General features: G+C 45.2%; 24 protein-coding genes and 2 tRNA genes. 14 read left to right on the top strand and 12 right to left on the bottom strand.

What is annotated here, in order from left to right; translation table 11 throughout:
- The first annotated feature begins 42 nt into the window (after positions 1–42).
- Both kynU and BEL04_RS05725 read left to right on the top strand, forming a co-directional pair.
- Positions 43–1,350: a kynureninase gene (gene kynU, locus BEL04_RS05730; protein ID WP_066001151.1), complete on the top strand. Its 1,308-nt coding sequence runs from the start codon at positions 43–45 to the stop codon at positions 1,348–1,350.
- Positions 1,351–1,414: 64 nt separating this feature from the next.
- Positions 1,415–2,317, top strand: coding sequence for a histone deacetylase (locus BEL04_RS05725; protein WP_066001148.1), 903 nt, complete (start codon positions 1,415–1,417; stop codon positions 2,315–2,317).
- Between the two features lie 64 nt (positions 2,318–2,381).
- Here BEL04_RS05725 and BEL04_RS05720 read toward each other — a convergent pair whose 3' ends face one another.
- Positions 2,382–3,746 (bottom strand): MATE family efflux transporter, encoded by a 1,365-nt coding sequence (locus BEL04_RS05720; protein WP_066001147.1) that lies wholly within the window; start codon positions 3,744–3,746, stop codon positions 2,382–2,384.
- Between the two features lie 244 nt (positions 3,747–3,990).
- On the opposite strand from BEL04_RS05720, the gene BEL04_RS05715 reads away from it, so the two are divergent.
- On the top strand, positions 3,991–5,976 hold the full coding sequence (locus tag BEL04_RS05715; protein ID WP_139112926.1) for a hypothetical protein: 1,986 nt from the start codon (positions 3,991–3,993) through the stop codon (positions 5,974–5,976).
- On the opposite strand, the gene BEL04_RS05710 is transcribed toward BEL04_RS05715, so the two are convergent.
- Both BEL04_RS05710 and BEL04_RS05705 read right to left on the bottom strand, forming a co-directional pair.
- Positions 5,969–7,222, bottom strand: a complete 1,254-nt coding sequence (locus BEL04_RS05710) for a TCR/Tet family MFS transporter (RefSeq protein ID WP_066001144.1) — start codon at positions 7,220–7,222, stop codon at positions 5,969–5,971. The genes BEL04_RS05715 and BEL04_RS05710 overlap by 8 nt on opposite strands.
- Positions 7,223–7,335: 113 nt before the next feature.
- Positions 7,336–8,010: a GNAT family N-acetyltransferase gene (locus BEL04_RS05705; RefSeq protein WP_066001142.1), complete on the bottom strand. Its 675-nt coding sequence runs from the start codon at positions 8,008–8,010 to the stop codon at positions 7,336–7,338.
- Between the two features lie 303 nt (positions 8,011–8,313).
- Here BEL04_RS05705 and BEL04_RS05700 point away from each other — a divergent pair.
- Positions 8,314–8,386, top strand: a tRNA-Gly gene (locus BEL04_RS05700).
- 51 nt (positions 8,387–8,437) lie between these two features.
- Positions 8,438–8,522: transfer RNA gene (locus tag BEL04_RS05695), tRNA-Leu, on the top strand.
- Between the two features lie 279 nt (positions 8,523–8,801).
- On the opposite strand, the gene BEL04_RS24175 is transcribed toward BEL04_RS05695, so the two are convergent.
- Positions 8,802–8,957 carry a hypothetical protein gene (locus BEL04_RS24175; RefSeq protein ID WP_175404003.1) on the bottom strand — a complete coding sequence of 52 codons (156 nt, stop codon included), beginning with the start codon at positions 8,955–8,957 and terminating at the stop codon, positions 8,802–8,804.
- A gap of 158 nt (positions 8,958–9,115) precedes the next feature.
- Here BEL04_RS24175 and BEL04_RS05690 point away from each other — a divergent pair, with 158 nt between their 5' ends.
- From BEL04_RS05690 to BEL04_RS05680, 3 genes are read left to right on the top strand one after another with little or no spacing between them, the layout of a single operon-like run.
- The gene (locus tag BEL04_RS05690) at positions 9,116–9,739 is read left to right on the top strand and encodes a class I SAM-dependent methyltransferase (RefSeq protein WP_066001140.1); all 624 of its coding nucleotides are present in this window, start codon (positions 9,116–9,118) and stop codon (positions 9,737–9,739) included.
- A 1-nt stretch (position 9,740) separates the two neighbouring features.
- Complete coding sequence (locus BEL04_RS05685) at positions 9,741–10,295, top strand: hypothetical protein (RefSeq protein WP_066001137.1); 555 nt, start codon at positions 9,741–9,743, stop codon at positions 10,293–10,295.
- A gap of 49 nt (positions 10,296–10,344) precedes the next feature.
- Entirely contained in the window at positions 10,345–11,238 is an 894-nt protein-coding gene (locus BEL04_RS05680) for a DUF4062 domain-containing protein (RefSeq protein WP_066001135.1), read from the top strand.
- Positions 11,239–11,404: 166 nt separating this feature from the next.
- Here the strand turns inward: BEL04_RS05680 and BEL04_RS05675 are convergent, their stop codons facing one another.
- The 3 genes from BEL04_RS05675 to BEL04_RS05665 all read right to left on the bottom strand — a co-directional run bounded on the left by BEL04_RS05675 (position 11,405) and on the right by BEL04_RS05665 (position 13,476).
- Complete coding sequence (locus BEL04_RS05675) at positions 11,405–11,710, bottom strand: hypothetical protein (RefSeq protein ID WP_066001132.1); 306 nt, start codon at positions 11,708–11,710, stop codon at positions 11,405–11,407.
- A 15-nt stretch (positions 11,711–11,725) separates the two neighbouring features.
- The gene (locus BEL04_RS05670; RefSeq protein WP_066001130.1) at positions 11,726–12,556 is read right to left on the bottom strand and encodes an energy transducer TonB; all 831 of its coding nucleotides are present in this window, start codon (positions 12,554–12,556) and stop codon (positions 11,726–11,728) included.
- A gap of 74 nt (positions 12,557–12,630) precedes the next feature.
- Positions 12,631–13,476, bottom strand: a complete 846-nt coding sequence (locus BEL04_RS05665) for an energy transducer TonB (RefSeq protein WP_066001123.1) — start codon at positions 13,474–13,476, stop codon at positions 12,631–12,633.
- Positions 13,477–13,588: 112 nt separating this feature from the next.
- On the opposite strand from BEL04_RS05665, the gene BEL04_RS05660 reads away from it, so the two are divergent.
- The 4 genes from BEL04_RS05660 to BEL04_RS05645 all read left to right on the top strand — a co-directional run bounded on the left by BEL04_RS05660 (position 13,589) and on the right by BEL04_RS05645 (position 16,900).
- Entirely contained in the window at positions 13,589–14,158 is a 570-nt protein-coding gene (locus tag BEL04_RS05660) for an RNA polymerase sigma factor (RefSeq protein ID WP_066001121.1), read from the top strand.
- Complete coding sequence (locus tag BEL04_RS05655; RefSeq protein WP_066001119.1) at positions 14,148–15,506, top strand: hypothetical protein; 1,359 nt, start codon at positions 14,148–14,150, stop codon at positions 15,504–15,506. The genes BEL04_RS05660 and BEL04_RS05655 overlap by 11 nt, the downstream gene beginning before the upstream one ends.
- Entirely contained in the window at positions 15,506–16,594 is a 1,089-nt protein-coding gene (locus tag BEL04_RS05650; RefSeq protein WP_066001117.1) for a DUF3810 domain-containing protein, read from the top strand. The genes BEL04_RS05655 and BEL04_RS05650 overlap by 1 nt, the downstream gene beginning before the upstream one ends.
- Positions 16,595–16,657: 63 nt before the next feature.
- On the top strand, positions 16,658–16,900 hold the full coding sequence (locus BEL04_RS05645; RefSeq protein WP_066001111.1) for a hypothetical protein: 243 nt from the start codon (positions 16,658–16,660) through the stop codon (positions 16,898–16,900).
- 20 nt (positions 16,901–16,920) lie between these two features.
- Here BEL04_RS05645 and BEL04_RS05640 read toward each other — a convergent pair whose 3' ends face one another.
- Genes BEL04_RS05640 through BEL04_RS05630 form a run of 3 tightly spaced genes read right to left on the bottom strand, consistent with a single transcriptional unit; the run spans position 16,921 to position 18,844 of the window.
- A complete protein-coding gene (locus BEL04_RS05640; protein ID WP_066001109.1) occupies positions 16,921–17,898 on the bottom strand; it encodes an alpha/beta hydrolase in 978 nt (325 codons plus the stop codon).
- Positions 17,899–18,255 (bottom strand): TfoX/Sxy family protein, encoded by a 357-nt coding sequence (locus BEL04_RS05635; RefSeq protein ID WP_066001106.1) that lies wholly within the window; start codon positions 18,253–18,255, stop codon positions 17,899–17,901.
- A 1-nt stretch (position 18,256) separates the two neighbouring features.
- The gene (locus BEL04_RS05630) at positions 18,257–18,844 is read right to left on the bottom strand and encodes a porin family protein (RefSeq protein WP_066001103.1); all 588 of its coding nucleotides are present in this window, start codon (positions 18,842–18,844) and stop codon (positions 18,257–18,259) included.
- A 108-nt stretch (positions 18,845–18,952) separates the two neighbouring features.
- On the opposite strand from BEL04_RS05630, the gene BEL04_RS05625 reads away from it, so the two are divergent.
- Together BEL04_RS05625 and BEL04_RS05620 are read left to right on the top strand one after the other, a co-directional pair.
- Positions 18,953–19,654, top strand: coding sequence for a pseudouridine synthase (locus BEL04_RS05625; RefSeq protein ID WP_066001099.1), 702 nt, complete (start codon positions 18,953–18,955; stop codon positions 19,652–19,654).
- 103 nt (positions 19,655–19,757) lie between these two features.
- Entirely contained in the window at positions 19,758–20,645 is an 888-nt protein-coding gene (locus tag BEL04_RS05620) for a dienelactone hydrolase family protein (protein ID WP_066001098.1), read from the top strand.
- A 58-nt stretch (positions 20,646–20,703) separates the two neighbouring features.
- On the opposite strand, the gene BEL04_RS05615 is transcribed toward BEL04_RS05620, so the two are convergent.
- Positions 20,704–22,989, bottom strand: a complete 2,286-nt coding sequence (locus tag BEL04_RS05615) for a serine hydrolase (RefSeq protein ID WP_066001094.1) — start codon at positions 22,987–22,989, stop codon at positions 20,704–20,706.
- 124 nt (positions 22,990–23,113) lie between these two features.
- Positions 23,114–23,596, bottom strand: a complete 483-nt coding sequence (locus tag BEL04_RS05610; protein WP_066001093.1) for a regulatory protein RecX — start codon at positions 23,594–23,596, stop codon at positions 23,114–23,116.
- Positions 23,597–23,604: the final 8 nt, after the last annotated feature.

The raw sequence follows: 23,604 nt of genomic DNA, 5'->3' as shown, positions 1-23,604 counted from the left end.
AATGACTGCCAAATACAAAAGGAAAATATCCTACATTTGGACGTGAATTATCAGAATACCTTAGAATTTGCCTTAGCCGCAGATAAAAACGACCCTTTAGCCCGCTTTCGCGATCAGTTTATCATTCCGCAGCATAACAGGCAGGATATGATATACTTATGTGGCAATTCTCTCGGGTTGCAGCCAAAAGCAACTGCCGAAGTAATTGCACAGCAATTAAGCAACTGGAGCAAATATGCGGTTGAGGGATGGTTCGATGGCGACACTCCATGGATGTTCTATCACAAAACTTTAACCAATTCCTTAGCTACTATTGTTGGCGCTTTACCTGCCGAAGTGGTTGCTATGAATACGCTTACAGTAAACCTTCACTTTTTGCTTGTAAGTTTCTATAAGCCAAATCAAAAACGTTTTAAGATCATCATGGAGGGCGGGGCTTTCCCTTCGGATCAATATGCGGTAGAAAGTCAGGTTCGTTTCCACGGCTACGACCCAATGGACGCCATCATAGAGGTTTTTCCACGCCAGGGAGAAGATACTTTGCGTACCGAAGATATCCTGCAAAGGATACACGAACATGCCGATGAATTGGCCTTAGTGCTTTTCGGCGGGATTAATTATTACACAGGCCAGTTTTACAATCTGCAGGCAATTACCAAAGCCGGCCATGATGCTGGCGCTATTGTAGGTTTCGATTTGGCCCATGCCGCGGGTAACGTTCCTTTACGGTTGCACGATTGGAACGTCGATTTTGCCTGCTGGTGCTCGTACAAGTACATGAATTCCGGTCCGGGCGGGATAAGCGGGGCCTTTGTTCATCAAAAGCATTTCGGCGATGCTACCCTGAACCGTTTTGCCGGTTGGTGGGGATACAGGGAAGATACCCGTTTTGAAATGAAGCCCGGTTTTAAACCCCAGGAGAGCGCCGAAGGATGGATGGTGAGTTGTAGTCCGGTTTTGCTGCTGGCCGCTCATGCAGCGTCTCTAAAAGCATTCGCCGAAGTTGGCAGCATGCAGCCGTTACGGGATAAAAGCAAAATGCTTACCGGGTACCTGGAGTTTTTGATCCGACAGATGAACCGGGAGCGGGGAAATGGCGTGTTTAAGATCATTACGCCGGCAGACCCAGCCCAGCGCGGAGCACAACTATCGGTTATTTGTGATAACGGTAAAGCCATATTCGATTATCTCGTAAAAAAAGGCGTATTGGGCGATTGGCGCGAACCGGATGTGATCCGCTTGAGCCCGGTGCCTTTATATAATTCGTTTGCAGATGTTTATATGGCCGGGAAGATATTGAAGGAGGCGGTAAGCGCCATCCAACCCTTCCCGGAAGGGAGGGCTTTATGATGTTGATGATTTTGAAGGGCGTTTTTAAAGTCTCCCCTTCAGGGGGAGATTTAGAGGGGGCTCTATGCTCAAAATAGCCTACCACCCCTTATACGCGCACCCGTTACCCGAAGGGCACCGCTTCCCGATGCTCAAGTACGAGCTGATACCCCAGCAACTGCTGCATCAGGGTGTTATTGCCGAAGAAAACCTTTTTGCGCCCGATATGGCAGATGAAGCCACCATCCTGTTAACACACAGCGAAGATTACTGGCGCCATCTGCGCGATTTGACTTTACCGGCCGCTATGGAGAGGCGCATAGGTTTACCCTTATCGGCAAGGCTGGTTGAACGTTCCAGGCGAATTTCGGGAGGAACCATTAAAGGCTGTCATTATGCTTTTGAGCATGGCATAGCTTTTAATGCGGCAGGCGGTACACACCATGCGGGTACCAATTGGGGCGAAGGTTTTTGTTTGCTGAACGATCAGGCTGTGGCGGCTAATTACCTGTTGGTAAATAATTTAGTTTCGAATATCTTAATTGTTGATTTAGATGTGCACCAGGGCAACGGCACGGCGCAGATATTTGAGCATGAACCCAGGGTATTCACTTTTTCGATGCATGGCGCCAATAACTTCCCATTTCGTAAAGAGCGGTCAGACCTGGATATCCCTTTGCCTGATCATATCAGTGATGAAGCATACCTTGATATTTTGTACGATACACTGCCTAAACTCATAGCGCAGCAAAGGCCCGGTTTTATATTTTACCTCGCCGGTGTTGATGTTTTGAAAACAGACAGGTTAGGCAAATTTGATTTAAGTAAAGAAGCCTGCAAAGCCCGCGACCGTTTTGTGTTTGAGCAATGTATAGCCAATAACATCCCGGTGCAGGTAAGCATGGGCGGCGGTTATTCGCCCGATATCAAAGATATTGTTGAGGCGCACTGCAATACGTTCAGGGTAGCTGTTGATCTGTACTTTTAAGCTCCCCAGTCCCCTAAAGGGGGAGTTTTGATTTACATATTCACCGTGCGCTATTGCTCCCCCTTTAGGGGGCTGGGGGGCTATGTTTCTTACTGATAAACTGGAACCTCACAAATTGCAGTACGGCCGATACCATTAACCCTAAAACCAATCCGTACCAAACGCCTACGGCACCCAGCTTAAAGTGTATCCCGCAAAGGTAGCCTATGGGCAAGCCAACTATCCAGTAAGCAAAAAACGTAAATGCGGTAGGGAATTTAACGTCGCCCATGCCGCGCAAAATACCCAGGCCAACAACCTGGGTTCCGTCAAACAGCTGGAAAAACGCTGTGAGTATAAGCAGCTGTGCAGCAAAGTATATTACCGCTTTATCTGTAGTAAACAAATAAGGTAAAACCTGGTTGCCCAAAGTAAACATAATTGCCGTTGCCGACATCAGCACCAAAACCAGGTGATAACTTGATATGGCCGATTGCCGCAGCAGCGTAAAGTTTTTAACGCCAAAATTATTACCCGATTTAATGGTCGCCGCTGCGGATATGCCGGTCGCCATCATATAGGTAAACGATGCCAGGGTAATTGCAACCTGGTGGGCAGCCTGCTGCACCGGGCTTATAGTGCCGATAATAAAATTGGCTCCAACAAACGCCCCGGCTTCAAAAGCGTATTGCATGCCAACAGGTGCGCCCATTTTCAACAGCGTCCAGCTGCGGGCGCGGTCAATACTTTTCAGGGCAAAATTGTTCAGGTATTTTTTAAACCTGGCGGCACGCAATACATAAACAGCCATAACGGCTGCCATCAGGCAACGGTCTATCAGTGTGCTGTAGCCAACGCCGCATATGCCTTGCGGGTGTATGCCAAACAGCCCTTTTACAAAGGTTATACCCAGGCAAATGTTTAGTATGTTGCCCCATATTGATATTTTCATGGCTTGTTTGGTAAAACCCAAACCCTCGGCAAACTGCTTGAAAGTTAAAAAAACCATCAGCGGAATGATCGATACACCCAATAGGATCAATAAGGGTTTAGCTTCGTTTACCACTTCGGCCGATTTTTGATCAAGATGATCAAGTAAAAAAGCCGAGCCAAAATAAACAACCGCAAAAAGCAAAATCCCGCAAATGATATTGATAAGCAGGCTATTGATAAGCAGGCGCCCGCACTCGCTGTAGTTTCCTTGCGAATCTTCCTGTGCTGTAAGAGGAGTTATAGCGTACGACACCCCCAGGCCGAAGACCAGTATCAGGATAAAAACACTGCTTGCCAGCGAAACTGCTGCCAATGCGATGGTGCCCACCCAATGCCCCACGATCATGCTGTCGCTCATTTGTACCATCATGTGCCCTGCCTGCGATATGATTACAGGTATGGCCAGCTTCAGGTTATCGCGGTAATGAGGTTTATATTTGGTATAAAGCTGTTTCATGTAAGGGTGTTCTCCCGTCATTAGTCGCATGCAAACAATATCCTTACTACTAATCCGGGTTGCGAAATTACGAATTAGCCCCGTGATATCTGCCCGCAGTACTCAGTGATTGCTGTTGTGATTATTTTATCTATTTTTATTCTGTCAATATAAGCCTGAATGCCATTTTATTATGCGGAGAATACTCATAACTGTTGTTTTGTCGGTCAGTGCAATTATGGCCTATGCAGTTAAACCATCTGTGTTGCAAAAAAAATTCCCGCAGGCAGCATCGGCTTTGCCTTTTATAGAGCGCTTTCCGGCGCTTGCCCGCTTACTCGGGTTAGATCATCCCTGGCAACTGCCGCCCGGTAAACTGGTGGCTTTGCTTTTTCCATCAAATATCAAACTTGCACAGGGATCAAAATCGTACCCCTTAATCTATACCGGCAAACGATCTGAGCAATGGCCGGGTTTACCCGTTTGGGATCAGTTTGCCTACGAAACGGAATATTACGCGTTCGACCCTGCGCGACCCGTGATCAGGTTTCATATCGGCAGGCCGCTGGATGTGCGTATGCAAACGCTTGAGCACGAGCAGCCGGATGAGATCAAAAAGCTTTATCCTTTGCTTGTTGATTCTGTCCGTACAAGCATGGCTGCCAACATAGGCAAACTTATTGTTGCATTAAAGCCTTATGGCGCTCACGAGCTTGATTTTAAGCACCCGCGCATCCATGCTTATTTATTGCCCGGAGGTACAAAACTAACTTTCAGCGATTTTACCGGCACCGGCGTTGGGTCGGTATACATGCAGATCGATCTGCAGCCGGCAGAACCGCTAACTTCCTTATTAAACTCACGGATACCGGCATTTCCCGGAGCCGAAGGCTATGGAGCAAATACTCCCGGCGGCAGGGGCGGCAAAGTCTATATCGTAACCACCCTGCAGGATTATCTATCGCACAAACGCGATGGCCGCGCGGAGGGTAAATTAGGCGAGCACGAAGAAGGGCAGCCGGCGCCCGCCTTACCGGGATACCCGGAACTGCCTGCCGAAAAAGTAATCCACGGCAGTTTACGCGAAGCGGTTGAAGCACATGGGCCGCGGATTATCCTGTTTGCTGTTTCGGGCACTATTGAGCTTAAAGATCAATTGTTAATTAACGACCCGTACGTAACCATAGCTGGTAATACCGCGCCGGGAGAGGGTGTGCAAATACGCAATTGGGGTATCGAAATCCATACGCACGATGTGGTGCTCCGTTACCTGCGGGTACGGGTCGGCGATATTAAGGGGCCGGGCAAAAACCCGCGCGTACTTGGCGATCAAAGTCACGCTGTCGATATCAGCGGCGCCAATATCGTGATCGATCATTGCGAATTCGCTTACGCGAATGATCAGATAGTGAACATTTATGCCCTTAAACCCGAAGAACGCGCAGCAGTTACTTTTCAATGGAACTATGTATACGGCGGGTTAAACCGTTCTACACACGAAAAAGGCCCGCATTCTATGTCGTATTTTTTTAGCGGATGGGGGTATGTTTCGTTTCATCACAACTTAACGGCACACAGCATGCGCCGCAACCCCCGGGCATGGGGCCTGTGGCTCGATTACCGTAATAATACGTTGTATGATTATATTGATGCAGGATACGGCGAAGAGCCCGGAGATTACATTAAGCTCAACTATATTGCAAACCTGCAAAAGCGGGGCAATCAAAAATACGCCTTTATAGCAAACAACCCTTGCGGGCAGTTCTATGCTGATGGCAATATACTGCCTCCAAGCTTTTTCCCGGTTTTGAGGGTTCCGGCAGAAACGATCATGAAAATGCCATTCGATGCATCACCTGTCGGTACACAAAGTGCGCCGGATGCCTATAACGATATTTTACAGTGGGGCGGTGCTGCCTTACCTTTACGGGATTCGCTGACCAGGTTTATAACCCAAAGCACACGTAACGGAACTGGTGAGGTACCTGATAGGCCGGGCGATTGGCCGCTCGGCGGCTACCCGGTCTATAAACCGGCCAAGGCATTGTTAGATAGCGACCACGATGGTATGCCGGATGCATGGGAGATACATTACGGTTTAAACCCGCGCGATCCGGCAGATGCCGCTAAAGATAAGGACGGCGACGGATATACCAATCTGGAAGAATATATTAATGGCACTAATCCCAATCAGTACATCAACTATAAAAAACCGGTAAATAACCGCGACTTACGCAATCCGGTTAAATAGATTGCTTGCTGTCATTGTCTCTTTTCGCTTCTTTTTTGAAACTTCTTGCGGCAAGCACTGCACTAAGTAACATAAATACAGCGCCTAACATAAAGTGCGCTCCCGGAAAATGGAACGGCGCCTGTTTTGAAGTAAAGAACGCGAACACGCTGGTCATGATCCATGGCCCGAAGATCGACGTAAGGCTCATTAAACCGGTTAATGCACCTTGTAATTCACCCTGCTCGTTGGCAGGTACTTCGGATGTGATGATACTCTGCAATGCCGGGCCGGCAATACCGCCAAGGCAATAAGGCACCAGGAAGACGAACATCATCCAGCTTTGTGTGGCGAAGGAGAAAAATAGCAGGCCAACTGTATAAAACAACAAGCCTAATATCACGCTGCGCTGATTACCCAGTTTAGGCACAATAACCCGTGTTAATAAGGCTTGTACAAGGCCGATAAGCAAACCAACAAATGCCAGCGAGGCGCCTACCATTTTTTTACTCCAGTTAAAATTATACTCAGTAAAAAAATTCCAAACACTTTGTACCGAATGTGCCGCAAGATATATCAATATAAAAGATGCTGCCAAACCTAATACTGCCGGATATTTACCCAACTGCTTTAACGAGCCAATGGGGTTTGCGCGTTTGATATCAAAGGGGCGGCGTTTTTCTAAAGGCAACGACTCTGGTAATATAAAAAAGCCATATAAGGCATTGAGTAAAGCTAGTGCTGATGCAGCCAGAAAGGGTAGGCGCAGGCCGATATCGCCCAGTACGCCACCGATAGCAGGGCCGATGATAAAACCTAACCCAAATGCCGCGCCGATCATACCGAAGTTTTTCGCCCGGTCTTCGTTGGTGCTGATGTCGGCAATGTAGGCGCTGGCGGTTGTAAAGCTGGCGCCGGTTATCCCCGCGATCACACGGCCTAAAAACAGCCACCAGATAGTAGGGGCAAAGGCCAGGAACAGGTAATCGATACTGAAACCCAATAGTGAAGCAAGCAAAACCGGCCTGCGCCCGTATTTATCGCTCAGGTTACCAATTACCGGTGCAAAAACAAATTGCATTAGCGAGTAGGCCACTGTAAGATAACCGCCGTAACGGGCAGCTATACTGATATCGCCATGTAGTAATTTCCGGATCAGATCCGGCAATACCGGAATGATGATACCAAAACCGGTGATATCGATAAGCAGTGTAATAAAAATAAACCACAATGCGGCCTGGGCCTTAGGTTTTACGGTTGGTTCCATAGCTTAGCAAAATAGAAAAAATTAATGAGAGTGTATTGGTCAAAAACCAACAAAGGTTGATGGATTTAACTTTTCGGCAATTAAGACCCTGTTCGCCAAATGGCCTTATTAAATTAATCTTTTTGAAACAGGTTGAAATGTATATCCTGGTTAATGTAAAAGCCTGATTTTTTGTAGACACTGATCGCCGCATCGTTATCGGCACGCACATGCAAAAATGGTATGCATTGCAACGTGTTTATCTTTTGCAGTTGGCTTTTAATCAGCCGGCCGGCATAGCCCTTGCCGTGATGGTCGGGGTGTGTGCAAACGGCGCTCACCTCGATATAGGGGCGTGGTTGTGTGCGCTGCCCGGCCATAGCGGCCAGTTCGCCATTCACAAAAATACCTTCGTAATTGCCGAACTCGATGGTGCGTTCGGTAAAGGGGCCGGGGTTGGTTAATTTAGTTAGGGCCAGCATGGCAGGTACGTGTTCGATATCCAAAGGCGTAAGTTGTTCCTTTTCGGCAGGTACCGGTCCGTCGAACACCATCTGCAGGATGACGATATGCCTGATCAACTTCCACGGAGCAGGGATGACAATATCTTTTGCGGTAAGTGTAGCCAGGGTACGGCCTTTCTCAATTAGTTGATAAAGGGTATCAAAATTGGCTTGCGAATACTCCTGAAGACCGATCAAAGGCGATATGGCCTTGTCAAAAAATCTGACCTCATCGGTACCGTTGGCTAAATGGCTGTTGCCGGATGATAGTCCGTTAAAAACCGGGTTATCGAGCAGGTGAGGCATAGGTATTGGATATTTGAAGGGCAAAGGTATTAAAAAGGGTGGAAGCGGGAGGTAAGGCAGTTAGTGAGCCAACCCCGAAACAGCAATCAATAAAGTATAGGTTTGCAGGTAAATAATGAACAGGCTGCGGGCCCGGTATTTTTTGGATAAATTAATCTGCCTGAAAAAGAGCGGGTAAGCGGGTTGAATGCAAAATATTTAAAAAAAGTTGGAATAAACACTTGCGTATAATTCAATTCTGCCTATATTTGCACTCCGTTAGCGAAAAGGCACAAGGCCGGAAGCAAAACGGAAACAAAAAATGCGAAAGTAGCTCAGTTGGTAGAGCACGACCTTGCCAAGGTCGGGGTCGCGAGTTCGAATCTCGTCTTTCGCTCTGAATCCCTCTGATAACCCGGAGGGATTTGTTTTTAAAAGGTAATCACCTGCCTGGGTGGTGGAACTGGTAGACACGCAGGACTTAAAATCCTGTGCCCGTCAAAGGCGTGCGGGTTCGATTCCCGCCCCAGGTACTTAGACAGAAATGCAAGTTTGTAATGGTTTAACTATCAACAACTTGCATTTCTTGTTTTTAATGAGTTTTGCTGATCTCCTCAATAGAACAACTCAAACAAATACTTCAACTTATTAATTATCAACTATTTACAAAACAAAGGTGTTTTCAATCCCATCCTCTCTGTTTTGCTGTTAGTCGAACTCCGAAACTCGTTAATTATCAAATATTTATACCATAAAAGCACTTTACATTCCCAGCAGTCTTAAAATATTGCACCTTTGAACACCTTAACTCGCTATAAACCAACCTCTTTCTTAATTATCTTAACAATTATTTCTACAACTTTATTTAATAATGGTTCCTCGCTACCTGCATAGATATTTGTATTCATAGCTTTCGTTTTAATTGGCCTATCTGATATTCTTTTGGCCTTTCTTTTTCTTGTTTCCATAATAATAATAATTAAGGCTCTTTGGCAAATAAATATTGTGATTTAGTTTAGCCTCTCTTTTTAATTATTAACAATTAATAATATTTTCTAAGTATTGAATTAATTCTTATTTTACGAATAATTTAAAATCCTATATTCTTTCACAAATTTCTCAGTAAATGAAAAAGGCAATTGCGCAGTATGATAAATTATATGCCGCAAAGAACATACTATGGAACCCCACTCCGGGGCGAATGGTTGTCGAAGCATTGTCTCATTTTAAAACCCCTGGGTTATGTTTAGATATGGGTTGTGGAGACGGCAAAAACATGTTTTTTTTGGAAAAAAGAGGGTGGGTAGTAGAGGGTATTGACAAAAGTATCTTAGCGATTGAAGGGGCAAAAAGGAGATTTAAAGAAAATAATTTAATACCGAGAGGAAATCTAATAGTTAAAGACATAACAGATTACGAATATCCTTTGGATCATTTTAATTTAGTAGTTTGTTATGGCCTTTACCACTGCTTAACGAAAAACGAGATTAACCATATTCACTATAAAATGATTGCCTCCTTAAAATCAGGTGGATTAATAGCATTTTGCATGATAAATAATAATCTCCGAATGCCGGCAAACCATGGCACAACCAAGACTTTCTTAAGATCAGAAAATTACGTTATAGAGCTTGTCAACGAGCAGCTTGAAATTCTCAAGGTTTTTACGGGGGAGATTGAAGAAGAACACTTGCCTGTTATCGGCAAACATAAGCATTCGATAACTTGGTGCTTATTTAAAAAGAAATAATATGGATAACATAACTCGACTTGTAATCATAACAGGTTTTACAGGGGTTGGCAAAACTACATTTTGTCAAGTGGTTTCAGAGGTCTCTAAATTTGAGGATATAAATACAGGATATTGTTTAAAAAAATTCATGGAAGCCGAAGGCTTAAAAACCCAACACAAATTTGAAATTGGTCGAAGTTTTTTAAATACCTATGGTGAAGAAACTGTATTCGATGTAATTAATGGTTGGATAAAACCAGGGGGCACATATATATTAGATGGCATACGTCTTTTTTCGACATATACTTTATTTAAGCAGAATTATGAGAAAGTAAAAACTGTCTTCATTGACGCAAATGAATTGAGTAGAACTAAAAGATATTACGAATGGCTGGTTAAAGATGGGCTTGATTCTGACCATGCATTACAAATTGCTATGAAACAAGAAGAGTATTATGATGAATTAATCAAAATTAGAGATTCGTCAGAAATTATAATAAACAACACAGGCAATCTTGAAGAATTGAAGTTTCAAGCATTTGCTTTTGGAAAAAACCTAAGTTATTCCTTTTAAACTATAAATGGAGAGTTACGTATCTTTAAATTAAATAGTAATTGACTTCATGAAGGATAAAAAATTACAAATTTTCGTCTCTTCAACATATTTAGATTTATTACAAGAGAGACAAGCAGCTGTAGAAGCCATATTATCATCAGGGCACATACCTGCTGGAATGGAGTTATTTGCTGCTGGGGATGAGTCTCAAATGATTGTTATAAAGAGGTGGATAGACGAGTCCGATATCTATTTATTAATATTAGGGGGGAGATATGGTAGCATAGATCGAAAAACGGGTAAAAGTTATACCCATTTGGAATTCGAATATGCGATAAAGAAAAGAAAACCATTATTTGCATTAGTAATTTCGGAAGAAGCGTTGGATAATAAGGCCGCCATTTTAGGACGCTCGGGTTTCGAGCAGGAACATCAGAAGGAATTAAAAAAATTCAAATCCATAGTATTAAAGAATTTAGTTAAATTTTGGTCAGATTGCAAGGATATAAAAATTGGAATTCATGAAACAATTTCTGAGTTCAGTTATAGAAAAGAATTGGTTGGATGGATAAGAGGGGACAATGCTGTCAACACTGGTTTTCTTGCCGAAGAAATTGCACGATTAACGAAAGAAAATTCAGAACTAAGGAATAAATTATCAAATCTAACTTATCCTGAATCTCTATATTCTACTTTGAGTTATAGACAGATGGAAGAATTGCTCGGTAAACAAATTATAGTTTTGAATGAAAAAGAAATGACTCTTTTTGATGTTATTATTTCATATGGGGAACAGCTGACTAAAAAACTCTTCATAGACAACATTCAGGAGAGGAGAAATTTTGAGAAATTAAAACTATATAAACTTATAGAGAAAGATCCAACATATTTAGATGAGTTTAGATTTACTGAGGAAGGTCATAATTTTTATCTTAGAGCATTGGCGATGAATCAAAAATAAGATAACATACAAATTCATCAGTTTTATGATCGACTTTAAGACGTGTTCAAGAAATTCCCCATGTCAATTTCTTTGAACACTTCACAAAGGGAAAATTACAGCTACTATTCACTTTTGTTTTCTAAATTTTTCTGATCATATTTTGTCAAAATTCGCTCTACAATTATCAGAAAGCCATAAATGTGTTTAAAAAATTCATCACTCTCAGTACAGACCGGGAAAGTTGCAAAGTATTGCAATCTTTCCCGGTTTTTTTGTTTCTTAACGTCTTGTTTATCAGATATATTAGCTCCGCACCCTCGTTCAATTTTGGGGTTCGATAATTTTCACCGTCAAATTCCAGCTTTTCGCGAAATATACAACCCAACACACTTCTTTTGGTCAAAGCATCGCCGTTTTCGAACAGATCATCCAGTCTGGAAAGTGCTTCTAAGGCGTTTAAAAGCATATTATCGACGCTCTTAGTGCGCATTCGCTTTTTTTATTCCTACTGATCGCCCAGGCTGAAGTTTACCGGGATGGTATATTGTACCCTTACCGGTTTACCGTTCTGGATGCCGGGTTTCCAATGCGGCGACATTTTTAGCACACGGATGGCTTCCTCACCCAAACCGCTGCCGGGGTCGCGTAACGATTTGATGTCGGTTAAGCTGCCATCGCGCTCCACGATAAACTGGATGTAAGCTTTGCCCTGGATGCCATTCTCTTTGGCGATGCTTGGGTAATGAATATTCTTTTGCAGGAATTTTCCAAACGCCGCTTCGCCGCCCGGATATTCAGGGTTGATCTCAACAGCTTTGAATGGCTCGTCGGAGTCGGTTGCCTCCACTACGTTCCGCACCTCCGAATTGCCGTGTTTTTCGTCGAGGTCGATCGGAGCGTCGGCATCGCCTTTCAGGTTTCTTTGACCGGGGTTTGCATCAACCAGCTGCTTTTCGGTCGGCGGGTCCTGTTCGCGCACTTCAGGGTCGGGGCGTACCACCGGCGGCGGGAAACGGATCTCGGTAGTATGTGGCCTTGGCGCCTCGTGAACAGGTGGCGGGATAACTTTTTTCTGTTCCAGTGGCGGCGGCGGTAAAAGATTAACCTCGGTAACCTTCACCGGTACATCGGCCTTGGGCACAAAATGTTTAATCCAGTTGGCAATAGTTGGCGTGGCCAGCAGGAAAATAAAGGCAGCTATTGCAATAACGAGCGCCCTGTTGGTATTGCGCGGGTTTTCGCGGCGAAGTTCATAAGCGCCATAGGCCTGGTTACGGCCTGCGAAAACCACATTCAGCCATTCGGTTCTGAAGATATTGATGTTTGATCCTAACATGATTTCTATGTTTGAGGTTTATTAATTTGTATAAAAGATGCAGCGGCGATACTCATTCCATAAATTCCCGTAAATTAATCCTGATCGCCCATAGTGAAGTTTACCGGTACGGTATATTGCACCCTTACCGCCCTGCCGTTTTGCATGCCTGGCTTCCAGTGCGGCGACATTTTCAGCACCCTTGCCGCCTCTTCGCCGGTGCCGCCGCCCGGGTTTCGGAGGATATGTATGTCGGTCAGGCTGCCGTCGCGTTCAACAATAAACTGGATGTAGGCCCTGCCTTGTATACCATTTTCTTTCGCTACAGCAGGATAATGGATGTTTTTTTGCAGAAACCTGGTGAACGCTGCTTCGCCGCCGGGATATTCGGGGTTAAACTCGGCTACAGGGAAAACCTCGTTGTTATTGCCATCCGGGGCTGTGCCTTGTCCGCCGCCGGTTGTGGTCTCGGTACCGGGCCTTGCGTCAATTACGGGCGGCCCCTCGGTGTGTGTGCCCTGCATGGTAACCGATCCCGATTCTGCAGTTTTTAGCTGTGCCTGGGTAGGTGGCTGATCAGTGGCAGTAGCACTAACAACGGGCGGCAGGTTTTTTATCACATCGTTGATAGGTTTGGCTGTAGCCGGCTTAGCCTGTTGCACCGGTTTTTGCGGAATCACCTTGTAAACCTGGCGCAGATCGACGACGGTTCGGTGTTCGTCAGTATAAACCGGCTGCCGCCCAACCGGCCCATGGATTTTGTTAATAATGACAGGCGCCGCCATCAATAATAAAAAGCTGCTCAAGGCAATTGCCATAGCCATATTGGTTGTCCGGGCGTTATCCTTACGTAACTGGTAAGCGCCGTATGCCTGGTTGCGGTTTGCAAAAACTACATTCAGCCACTCTGGCTTAAAAATGTCGATGTTGTTCGTTGTCATTTCAGTAAGTTTTTTGGTAAATAACCGGGGTTAATTGTGTAATCTGCCTACAGGATGCATTATGGATATGGATTTCCATAAGCCATAAAAAAAAATTATTTTGTTGCCCTTAATGAACTTCTTAAAAAGCTCAAAAAAACCAGACGATAGGGACGACGAAAGGCTGTTGCAGGAATACCGGCAAACAGGCGACCTGGCCTTGCTTGCTGCTTTGTATCAAAAGTATATGCACCTGGTCTTTGGTGTCTGCCTTAAATATTTAAAGGATGATGAGTTGAGTAAAGACGCAGTAATGCAGATATTTGAGGAGCTGATTGTTAAAGTAAATAAACACGATATCAGGCAGTTTAAAAGCTGGCTATATGTTTTGAGCCGTAATTATTGCCTGATGCAGCTACGATCGGGGAAAAAAATGCAGACCGATGCCTTAGACGATATTATGGAATTGGCTGAGGATTTGCATCATGATGATGACCGCGAAGAAGATCTGGCTGCTTTGGAACGTTGTAAAGAAAAACTGCCGCCCGCACAAAAGCTGAGCATACAGTTATTTTATATAGAAGAAAAGTGTTATAAAGAAATAGCAGAAGATACCGGGTATAGCATGAACGAAGTGAAAAGCTATATCCAGAATGGGAAAAGAAATTTGAAAATTTGCCTGGAGAAAAACCGTGAGCGCTGATAAACCCGACATATCGCAGATACGCAAGTACCTTAACGGCGAGCTTGATGCCAAAGCTATGCACCGTTTGGAGCGTGAAGCCCAGGACGATCCGTTTTTAATGGACGCGCTGGAAGGGTATGGGCTTTTGGATAACGATCAGCAGGATAACCTGGCAGAGTTGCAGCAGCGTATTGCCGATAGGGTGGCGCCTAAAAAAGAACGCAGCAGCATTTTGTTTTGGCGTGTACTGCCTGTTGCAGCGGCGTTACTTGTGGCGATAAGCATCGGTTATCTGTTGTTTAAACCGGTAGCCAATAAGCAAGAGGCCACAAATTTTGCCAATATCCAGCCGCCGGCAGCGTCTTACGATAAAGTCCGCGTTCGGGCCGATAGCGGGGCACGTCATCCCGTTGCAGTTGAGAAAACACCGGCACTTGCTCAAAACCGCGTTCGGTTACAAAATCATCCGCAAAAGCCACAAGCGGTTATTACCGCACCTCAGGCCAATGCAGTTATTAAAGCAGACAGTGTGGCCTATACGGCCAGCAACTATGCTTTTTATAAAGGTAAAGCCAATACCGCCGAAGATTTGCTGAAAAAGCTGCCCGGCGTTGATGTTGATGCTAACGGTAACGTGACTGCGCAGGGAAAACAGGTAACGAAGGCACGTATTAACGGGAAAGATTTTACCGGTGGCAATATGGCCGATGCTGTTAAGAACCTCCCTGCCGATATCGTAAAAAACATCCGGATTATTGATGATTATGGCGACCAGGTAGCTAAAAATGGCAAGCCGGATAAAGTACTTAGTATCAAAACCGACACCACCAGTATGCAAAAAATGGATTTGAACAACGCCCTGGCCGGTCGCGTATCAGGTTTAAATACACATACCTTAAACGAGGTAGCGGTGAGAGGGTACGGCAACGAACCGAAAAAAGAAGTATCGGCATCGGTCGCTACCGTAACGGCTAAGCCATTAGATTCGACGACATTAGCACTTAGTAGCAGGTTGTTAAAAGCGAAGACCGAAAATGCCAAAGCCGACAGCACCATGTACCTTGCCGAAGTAGTGGTGCCCGGATATTCGGATAAAACCAAATCGCCTGTTCGGCCCGCGGATGGCTGGAAAAGCTACCTGGCTTATATAAAGCAACAGGCCGTTATGCCCGATAATTCGGTAGGGATGGTGATGCTGGCCTTTAAGGTTGGTAAGGATGGATTGGTCCACGGTATCCGTATTTTGAAAGGCAGCACCATCAGTATCAACCGAAAAGCTATTGAGATACTGAAGAACGGGCCGGCCTGGATTGGTGGTAGCAGCAAAGAGATCAGATTGAAGATTAAATTTCATAAAGATAACTGATGTTCAGGGTAGCGCGTCAGTACAGATTAAAATTTAAAGTCATCGGTATTCTTACCATACTGATCATTATCCTGTCGGTAATAACCTGGTTCCCCGGTTTTATCGAATACTTTTATTCGCAGGGTTTATATTTGTTCATCTGCCATATCCTGCACCCGGTATTTAACATCTTTCCTTTTAGTATTGGTGATGTGTTTTATGTCGGGCTGATCATCTACTGTATATGTGCACTGGTACGGATCATCCGTTACTTGTTTAAAAAACGCTGGCAACAACTTGCCCAGCTATTACTCGGGCTGGTTATAGTAGTACAGGTTATCTATGCAGCGTTTTACCTGTTTTGGGGGCTGAACTACTTTCGTCCATCCGCTGCAGAGCGTTTAAACCTGCAGGATACCAGTTATACCTTAACCGATGTAAAAGCGGTTGCCCAAATGTTGATCGACAGCATGAATGCCAGCAAAGCTGCTTTAAAAAGTGTAGATACCCTGCAATCCAACCGTGAAATTTATAACACCGCGGCCTCTGCCGTAGCTGATATGAGCGGCAGATCGAAAAACTTTCCAGCTATACATCCCGGCGTCAAATCGTCGTTGTTAAGCTGGCTGCTAAACTACCTCGAAACTTCGGGTTATTATGATCCGTTTACATCCGAGGCGCAGATCAACTACCAGATGCCCGTGTTCCTGAAGCCTTTCGTGGCTTGTCATGAAATGTCGCACCAGATGGGTTTCGGAGCCGAAGACGAAGCCGATTTTGCCGGATATGTTACCGGTATCTCCTCGCGCGACAGATTTTTGCGGTATTCGGCTTACTTTGAAGGCACCGCCGAATTTATGCACGCCATATATCGTCGCGACACCGTAATGTTTAAGGAACTGAAAACACATATCAGCAAACCCGTGTTGGCCGATTTTAAAAAAGAACGCCTGTACTGGAAGAGCTTTGAAGGCAAGGCGGGTTCTTTAAGCGGAATATTTTACGATCATTTTTTGAAAGCTAACAACCAGCCACACGGCATTAAAACCTATAACCGTATGATACGGCTGTGTATGGCCTGGTACCGCAAAAAAGATCGGCGATTGTAATTGGAAATGAGCAGCTTGCTACTCCCGGAAAAATTGTAACTTTAATCTTTCAATTTCCCCTGAATGAAAAAAACTGATTCCCCGAAAGCAAACCTGGCCAAAAAGCCCTGGCAGCCCATGCAGCTTCATATCATAAGCATAGCCGGCGGTACTAATCCCAATATCCATGAGTCTATTGTGATAAGTACACACAAAACACCCGGTACAAACGGTGGCTTCCCGGTTACCAGTTATAATTTTCACACCATACATGGCTTGCCCCAGGGATCAACGCGCCCTCATCCTAAAGCCTTTTATTATTCGTGACAACCTGCTCCCGGCGGCTATTATAATTGGTAAACCCTCTTAAAAAAACTGTCGATATACTTTACCGTTTCATCAAACCAGGGGTAATAGAGGCAAAAGGTGTGTGGTGTGCCGGGGATAGCATGCATCTCGCTGTAGGTGTGGTTTTCGTCCAATATCCTGATAAAATCGTTGCGCCCGGCATGCATCCGGTCGATAGCACTGTTAATAAACACATAAGGCGGTGCGGTTTTGCCTGCATGGCTTAGCGGCGAAGCATCCGTCCACAATGCTATATTATCTTTTTTAGAGTAGCCGAACCAATAGGTGGCCGCCGAAATGTTCTTGCTGTCATCGCCCTCGCCCGATTCGGGGTGAACAAATGATAAAGTTCCGTCGATATCAACCACGGCGTTAACCCGGCTGCTGTATTTGGCATTGCCTTCATTGCCTTCAAACTTGGGGTCGCCGTTGGTTGCACCTAAAAATGCAGCCAGCTCGCCGCCTGCCGAAAACCCTAAGGCGCTTACCTGGTTGGCATCGATATGGTATGGTTTGGCATTGGCGCGTATCCAGCGTAAGGCGGCTTTTAAATTATAAACCGCTTCAGGGTAAAGCGCCTCGGTCGACAGGGTATAATCAGCTGTAAAGCAAACATAACCTAACGCGGCCAGATGTTCGGCTAAAGGATAATGCATAGCGCGGTTACCCGATCGCCAGCCGCCGCCGAAGATGATCAGGACAGCAGGTGCCGCTTTTTTTATATTTTTCGGATAAAATACATCCAGTTGCAGATCACGTTTGCCGTTATTGCAATAGGTGATATTTTGCTTTTGAGCAACTGATGCCGGCATGCTATCAGGCACCATCCGGATAAAAGGGTACTTTTTGATGTTCTTTTTATAATCGCTGTTGATGTTGAATGAGGTGTCTGGTTTACCGGTTAAGCCGATGGTTATCTGCGCAAAGCAACCCGCGCAAAGCGTAATAAAAATTACCGACAACAAGGTTTTACGCATTTATTCGGTTTTCTTTTTCTTTTTGGGCGATGCCTTTGCCTGTTTGTTAAATGCCAGGCAAAGGTTGATCCAGTGGTCAAGCTGTTTTTTAGTACGATAGCCTTCTTCGCTCACCATCACAAAATCGCGCATGGGCTTGCCGCGCATCATCATCTGTCGGCAGCCATTTTCTTCAACGCATTTTTCGGCTTCCTGGCGGCCAATGCGGCACATCAGTTCATCGTGGCTTACATTGATGCACATTTTGCCGTTCACTAAAAAGCTTACACCGCTAAACATCACCTTTTCTTCAACCTGTGGCAGGTCGGCTAAAGCTTCGCGTAAACGGTCGGCAAGCTGTTCGTTGTATTGGCGCATGTTAAAACAAACGATAAGCTAAGCTGACATTAAACAGGTTAAGCTTCTGGTCGTAACCGTTATTGGCTAAGTTGGTCAATCCAAGTTCATAACGCAGATCGACAGATAGCTTCATGATATCCAGGCCTGCGCCGAACTGCCAGGCGTAGGCCTGATCTTTAAAGTGCAAGGTTACCGCGTTTGACGCCGCCGTGCCGAAACTTTGATTTTTATCGATAATAAACGAAGCCAGCGGGCCGGTGTTGATGCGCCCGCCAATGCCCAGCGCGCCAAATTTCAATCCCACCAAAACCGGGAAATCGATGCTGTTGATGGTTACTTTACTTGTTTCGTTAGCGGCGCTGTTAAAGGTAGCCTCTTTACTGGTATAGTAAAGCTCGGGCTGCAGGTTGAGGCCCAAAGCGCCTATGCGCGCCCAGAAACCGGCCAGGTAACCGGCGCGGTTATCGCTGTTAAAAGTGCCGCTGGTCGAAAACTGCGACAAATTAACGCCGCCTTTCACCCCAAACTGGAACGACGGTAGCGTTTGCGCCGCGGCGAATACCGCAGTAGTTAATAATATCGCTAAAGTGATGGTCAACTTTTTCATAATAAGCAGGTGTTTAAATTGGGTTTAAAAGTAAATAATCCTTTCAATTATTGTGGTATAACGCTTATAAAAGCTACATGTTTTAACTTCGCGGCAACAACTGTTACTATGCTGGATATAATTTACCACGATAACCACCTGATAGCCATCAATAAACCGCATGGTTTGCTGGTGCACCGGTCACCGATAGCTGCGGATGCCGGCGAGTTTGCCCTGCAGCTATTGCGCGACCAAATAGGGCAAAAGGTATACCCCGTTCACCGGCTCGACCGCAAGACTGCCGGGGTGTTGCTGTTTGCCCTGGATAAGGATACCGAGATTGCCATGCAGCAGGCTTTTATGGACGGCAGGGTCGATAAAAAATACCTGGCCATAGTACGAGGACACTCGCTTGATGCCGGGGAGATTGATTATCCGCTGCGGCGCGATGATGGAGTATTGCAGGATGCTTTCACTGCTTATCGAACTTTAAACCGCGCCGAACTGGATGTGCCTTTGGGCAAGCACCCTACATCGCGTTATTCGCTGGTTGAAGCTAAACCTGCTACCGGGCGTATGCACCAGTTGCGCAAGCATTTTGCACATATATTTCACCCCATTATTGGCGATCGTACCCATGGTTGTAATAAGCAAAACAAACTGTTTAAAGAACGCTGGCAAATAGAAACTATGCTTTTGCATGCTTCTGAGTTAAGCTTTATACATCCGGTTAATGGACTGGCCCTGCACATCAAAGCGCCATTACAAGCGGAGTTTTTACGGGTAATGGAATTGATGGGATTTTTAACGGTATTTGCAAACAACCGTTGAAAGGGTATGGCGTTGCCTAAAAAGTCTTTGTGTAGATTTGAACGCCAGGTAATTAATTTGATGGGTTGAAAATTCGCTATATTTGAGTAAAACCATTATACCTATGAGCGAGATCAGAAAAGAAGACGTTAAACAGGAGGTGTTCGACCTGTACGACGACTACGCGCACAGCCGTATCGACCGCCGTTCCTTTGTGCAAAAGCTGTCCTTATACGCCGTTGGCGGACTTACCGTGCCCGCATTGCTGAGTTTTTTAATGCCCGATTACCAGAATAATGTCCAGATAAAAGCGGATGATACCCGTCTCGAATCCGGTTATATCACTTACCCATCGCCAAAAGGAGGCGGCAATATTAAGGGCTTGCTTTCAAAACCCAAAGATGCCAAGGGCAAATTAGGCAGCATTGTGGTAGTGCATGAGAACCGAGGATTGAACCCCTACATCGAAGACGTCGCCCGCAGGGCAGCTTTGGCTGGTTTTATCACCTTAGCGCCAGATGCGCTTACACCCCTTGGCGGCTATCCTGGTAATGATGATGAAGGCCGCGCCATGCAGGCCAAACGCAGTTCGGCCGAAATGCTGGAAGATTTTATCGCCGCTTTCGACTATCTGAAACAAAATAAAGATTGCAATGGCAGGATAGGGGTAGTGGGCTTCTGTTTCGGTGGTGGTATTGCCAATCAAATGGCGGTGCGCTTGCCCGATCTGGCCGCAGCCGTACCGTTTTACGGTGCACAGCCAACGGCCGACGATGTGCCCAAAATACATGCACCACTGTTACTGCACTATGCCTCGCTAGATACCCGCATAACCGGCGGCTGGCCCGCTTATGAAGCCGCCCTGAAAGCTAACGGCAAAAAGTATGATGCCTATATTTATGAGAACGCCAACCATGGTTTTCACAATGATACCACGCCGCGCTATGATAAAGTTGCCGCCGAACTGGCCTGGAAACGTACCATCGACTTTTTTAACGGATATTTAAAGTAAACAGCTCTAAACACAAGATACAAAGCCTGTCGACCCGTAGTCAGCAGGCTTTCTTGTTTTAATTTACCATATTCAATAACAGGTCGGTCATGTCGTATCGTGGGAAATCGGCGTTATTATTAAGTAGGATGATGCAGGTATCACTGTCTTCCTGCCGCGCAAACATTGCCGAAAAACCCAGGTCGGTACCCGAATAATACGTAATAACGTGTTTCTTTGAAGCATCAAAAGCACTTTTATCAATCATCCAGCCATAGCCGTACCAGGCGCCGTTGTCCTTAAATTCTTCGCGTTGTTTCAGCATTTCGGCCTTTTGTGTTGTGGTCAGCAGCTTATCGGTGCGTAAAGCTTCATGGTATTTGAGCATATCTTCAGCCGAAGATGATATACCGCCGGCACCTGCCTGATTGGCAACATCATCAACACTTTCAGGCTGTTCGTTCACGTAACCTTTAGCCGGGTGGATATTATTGGTTTTCGGAGCGCCAAAATAAGTATCCGTCATTTGCACCGGCGCAAATATTCTTTCTTGTAACAGTGTTGCAAAAGGTTTGCCGCTTACTTCTTCGGCAATGGCGGCGAGTACTATGAAATTCGAATTACTATACTCGAAAGAGGTACCGTTTTTAAAGTTCAATGTATCACTGCAAAAATTGATCACCATTTGTTTTGGCGTGAACGATTGACTGAATACCTGTTGCTTGTAAGTTGCGTTATTCAAATAATCGGGTATGCCCGATTTATTGGTTAACAGTTGTTCGATAGTCTCGTCCCCGTTGGTGTAATATGGGATATATGTTTTGATTGGGGCATTCAAAGCAAGCTTTCCTTCCTTAATCAACTGGCTGATAATGATGGCCGTGAAAGTTTGGCTCACAGGGCCAATCCGGTAAGCTGTGTGGTTGTCGCTGGTGACTTTGGTTTCCTTATCGGCATAGCCATAACTTTTATTGAGCAAGATCCTGCCTTTGCTTTGGATCAGGGCAGCGCCGTTAAATTGCCCGTTATCATGATAAAATTTCAATAGTGCGTCAAGCCTTTGTACCGTATCAGCAGGAAGCTTGTGTAATTTTTCTTCAAACTTGTCTTTCAGTTTGGTTTGGCTGTTTACCGCTTTAATGTATTTAAAAATATCTTCGGTGTTAAAATCGGACAACAGAATGTTATAATCCTTCCAGAACTCTTCGCCTTCGCTGCTGTTATGGTCGTTAATGTTCTCGCGGCGGCCGAGTTTATTGTTAAACGATTCGTTTTGAGCTGTGTCTACCGACGTTACCTGGTAATTGAACCTGATGCTGGCAACCTGGTTGATCTTTAACTCGGGATTGCTGACGTCGAGCACATCACTACCGACTACATCAGATAATACCCACTTTTCGCCGACTTTCTGGTAACCTACGGCAGTGCGATCATGCTTTAAAGTGATCTTTATCCCATCTATGCCGGCAAGTATATGATCTGAAAAATTGCCGAGCTCATCACCAGCCAGCGCTTTCGGACTTAAGCCATAGTCAAAATAAATAAAGGCATAAGTTTTAGTATCCACATAAAATTTGCCGCGGTAAGTTTCGCCGCCGGCATTCTCATTTTCTCGAAAGCTGATCTCATAAGCCGTATAACCTTTAACATCGGTCACGTCGGTCACTTCAAAATGATGTTTGGCCATTCCGCGCTCGCTTAAAAAACCACTGCTCATCAAATGGTTCACCACGTCGTAGTTAAATATGGTGTTTGGCTTTTGGCCAACTTCGAGCGAGCGCAGGTCGCGCTGGTTTTTCTGATCGCGCGCCTTGATCAGCTTAAATGCATCGGCCCGTTTATCAGCGTAGCCAAAGTTGTAAATATCGAATACTGCCTCCGATAGTTCGAGCGGGATACCGCCATTGGCAGTATACATCCGGTAAAAGCCACGGGTAATATGCGGGTGGTTGATGTAATTTTTAGCGATGCGATCCATTGCTTTCTGGATGATCTGTAGCGGATCGTGATAGGCGATATTCACTTCTTTTAACTGGGTATTGTTTGGCTTAAGTGCGATGTTAAGCGGCTGACCGTTCATCAGCCCGGCTATTGGTAAAAACTGGGTTTGGAAACCGATATAGGATATCCTTAACGTATCGTTAAAATTAGCCGGAGGAATGATCAGCAAAAACTGCCCGCTGCTGTTAGTAGCCGTGCCGACACCCTTTTTATTGATGCTGATGCTCACCGCGTGCAAAGGTTGCTGGTTAGCTGCCGAGACTATCTTGCCCGAAATGGTAGCGTTATCGCGCTGGGCAAAAACAGGGTGTATGCTTAGCGCGATGAACAGGAACAAAAAAGTGATAACAGGTTTGATTTGCATTGTAAGGATAAGGGAGTAATCATTAGTTCGCACCAATTTAGCGAACAATGACCTGAATTATTGCCGGATAGCCGATATGTTACAATCGCTGTTGTTTTGACAATAAAGTGGCAGAAGCAGCCTATTACTCTAAATCCTTTAACATATCCGCTACAAGTTCGCTTTCAAAACCACGGTTCAGGGCATATTGCTGCAATTTATAATTGCGCTTATAAGCGTTTTTCTCATTAAGGAGCCGGGCTTTCTTTTCTAAAGTGTGTTTGAGCGCTTGCTCGTAAGCATCAGTATCGATAATTGATAAAGCCTTGCGGATCAATACATCGGGCACTCTTTTTAGCTTCAATCCCTGTTTTATTTTAATGCGGCCCCAGCCTTTCTGGTTAAATTTGCCTTGTACATAGGCTTTGGCAAAACGTTCCTCGCTTAAAAAATTATTTTCGATCAGCGTACTGAGAATCTGCTCCACATCACGAGGGTACAGGCCCCAGTCGTATAGTTTGTTGCGCACTTCCTGCTGCGAACGTTCCTGGTAAGCACAATAGTGCTCAGCCTTGGTTAAACCAACTTTCGGATCGGTAATTTTAGCAGGCACCGGTTTAAACTCCATCAAACCAA

The sequence above is a fragment of the Mucilaginibacter sp. PPCGB 2223 genome (assembly GCF_001705515.1).
Lineage (GTDB): Bacteria > Bacteroidota > Bacteroidia > Sphingobacteriales > Sphingobacteriaceae > Mucilaginibacter.
Note: the sequence above shows the minus strand (reverse complement) of the source record. Positions and strands in the feature narration are given on the sequence as shown.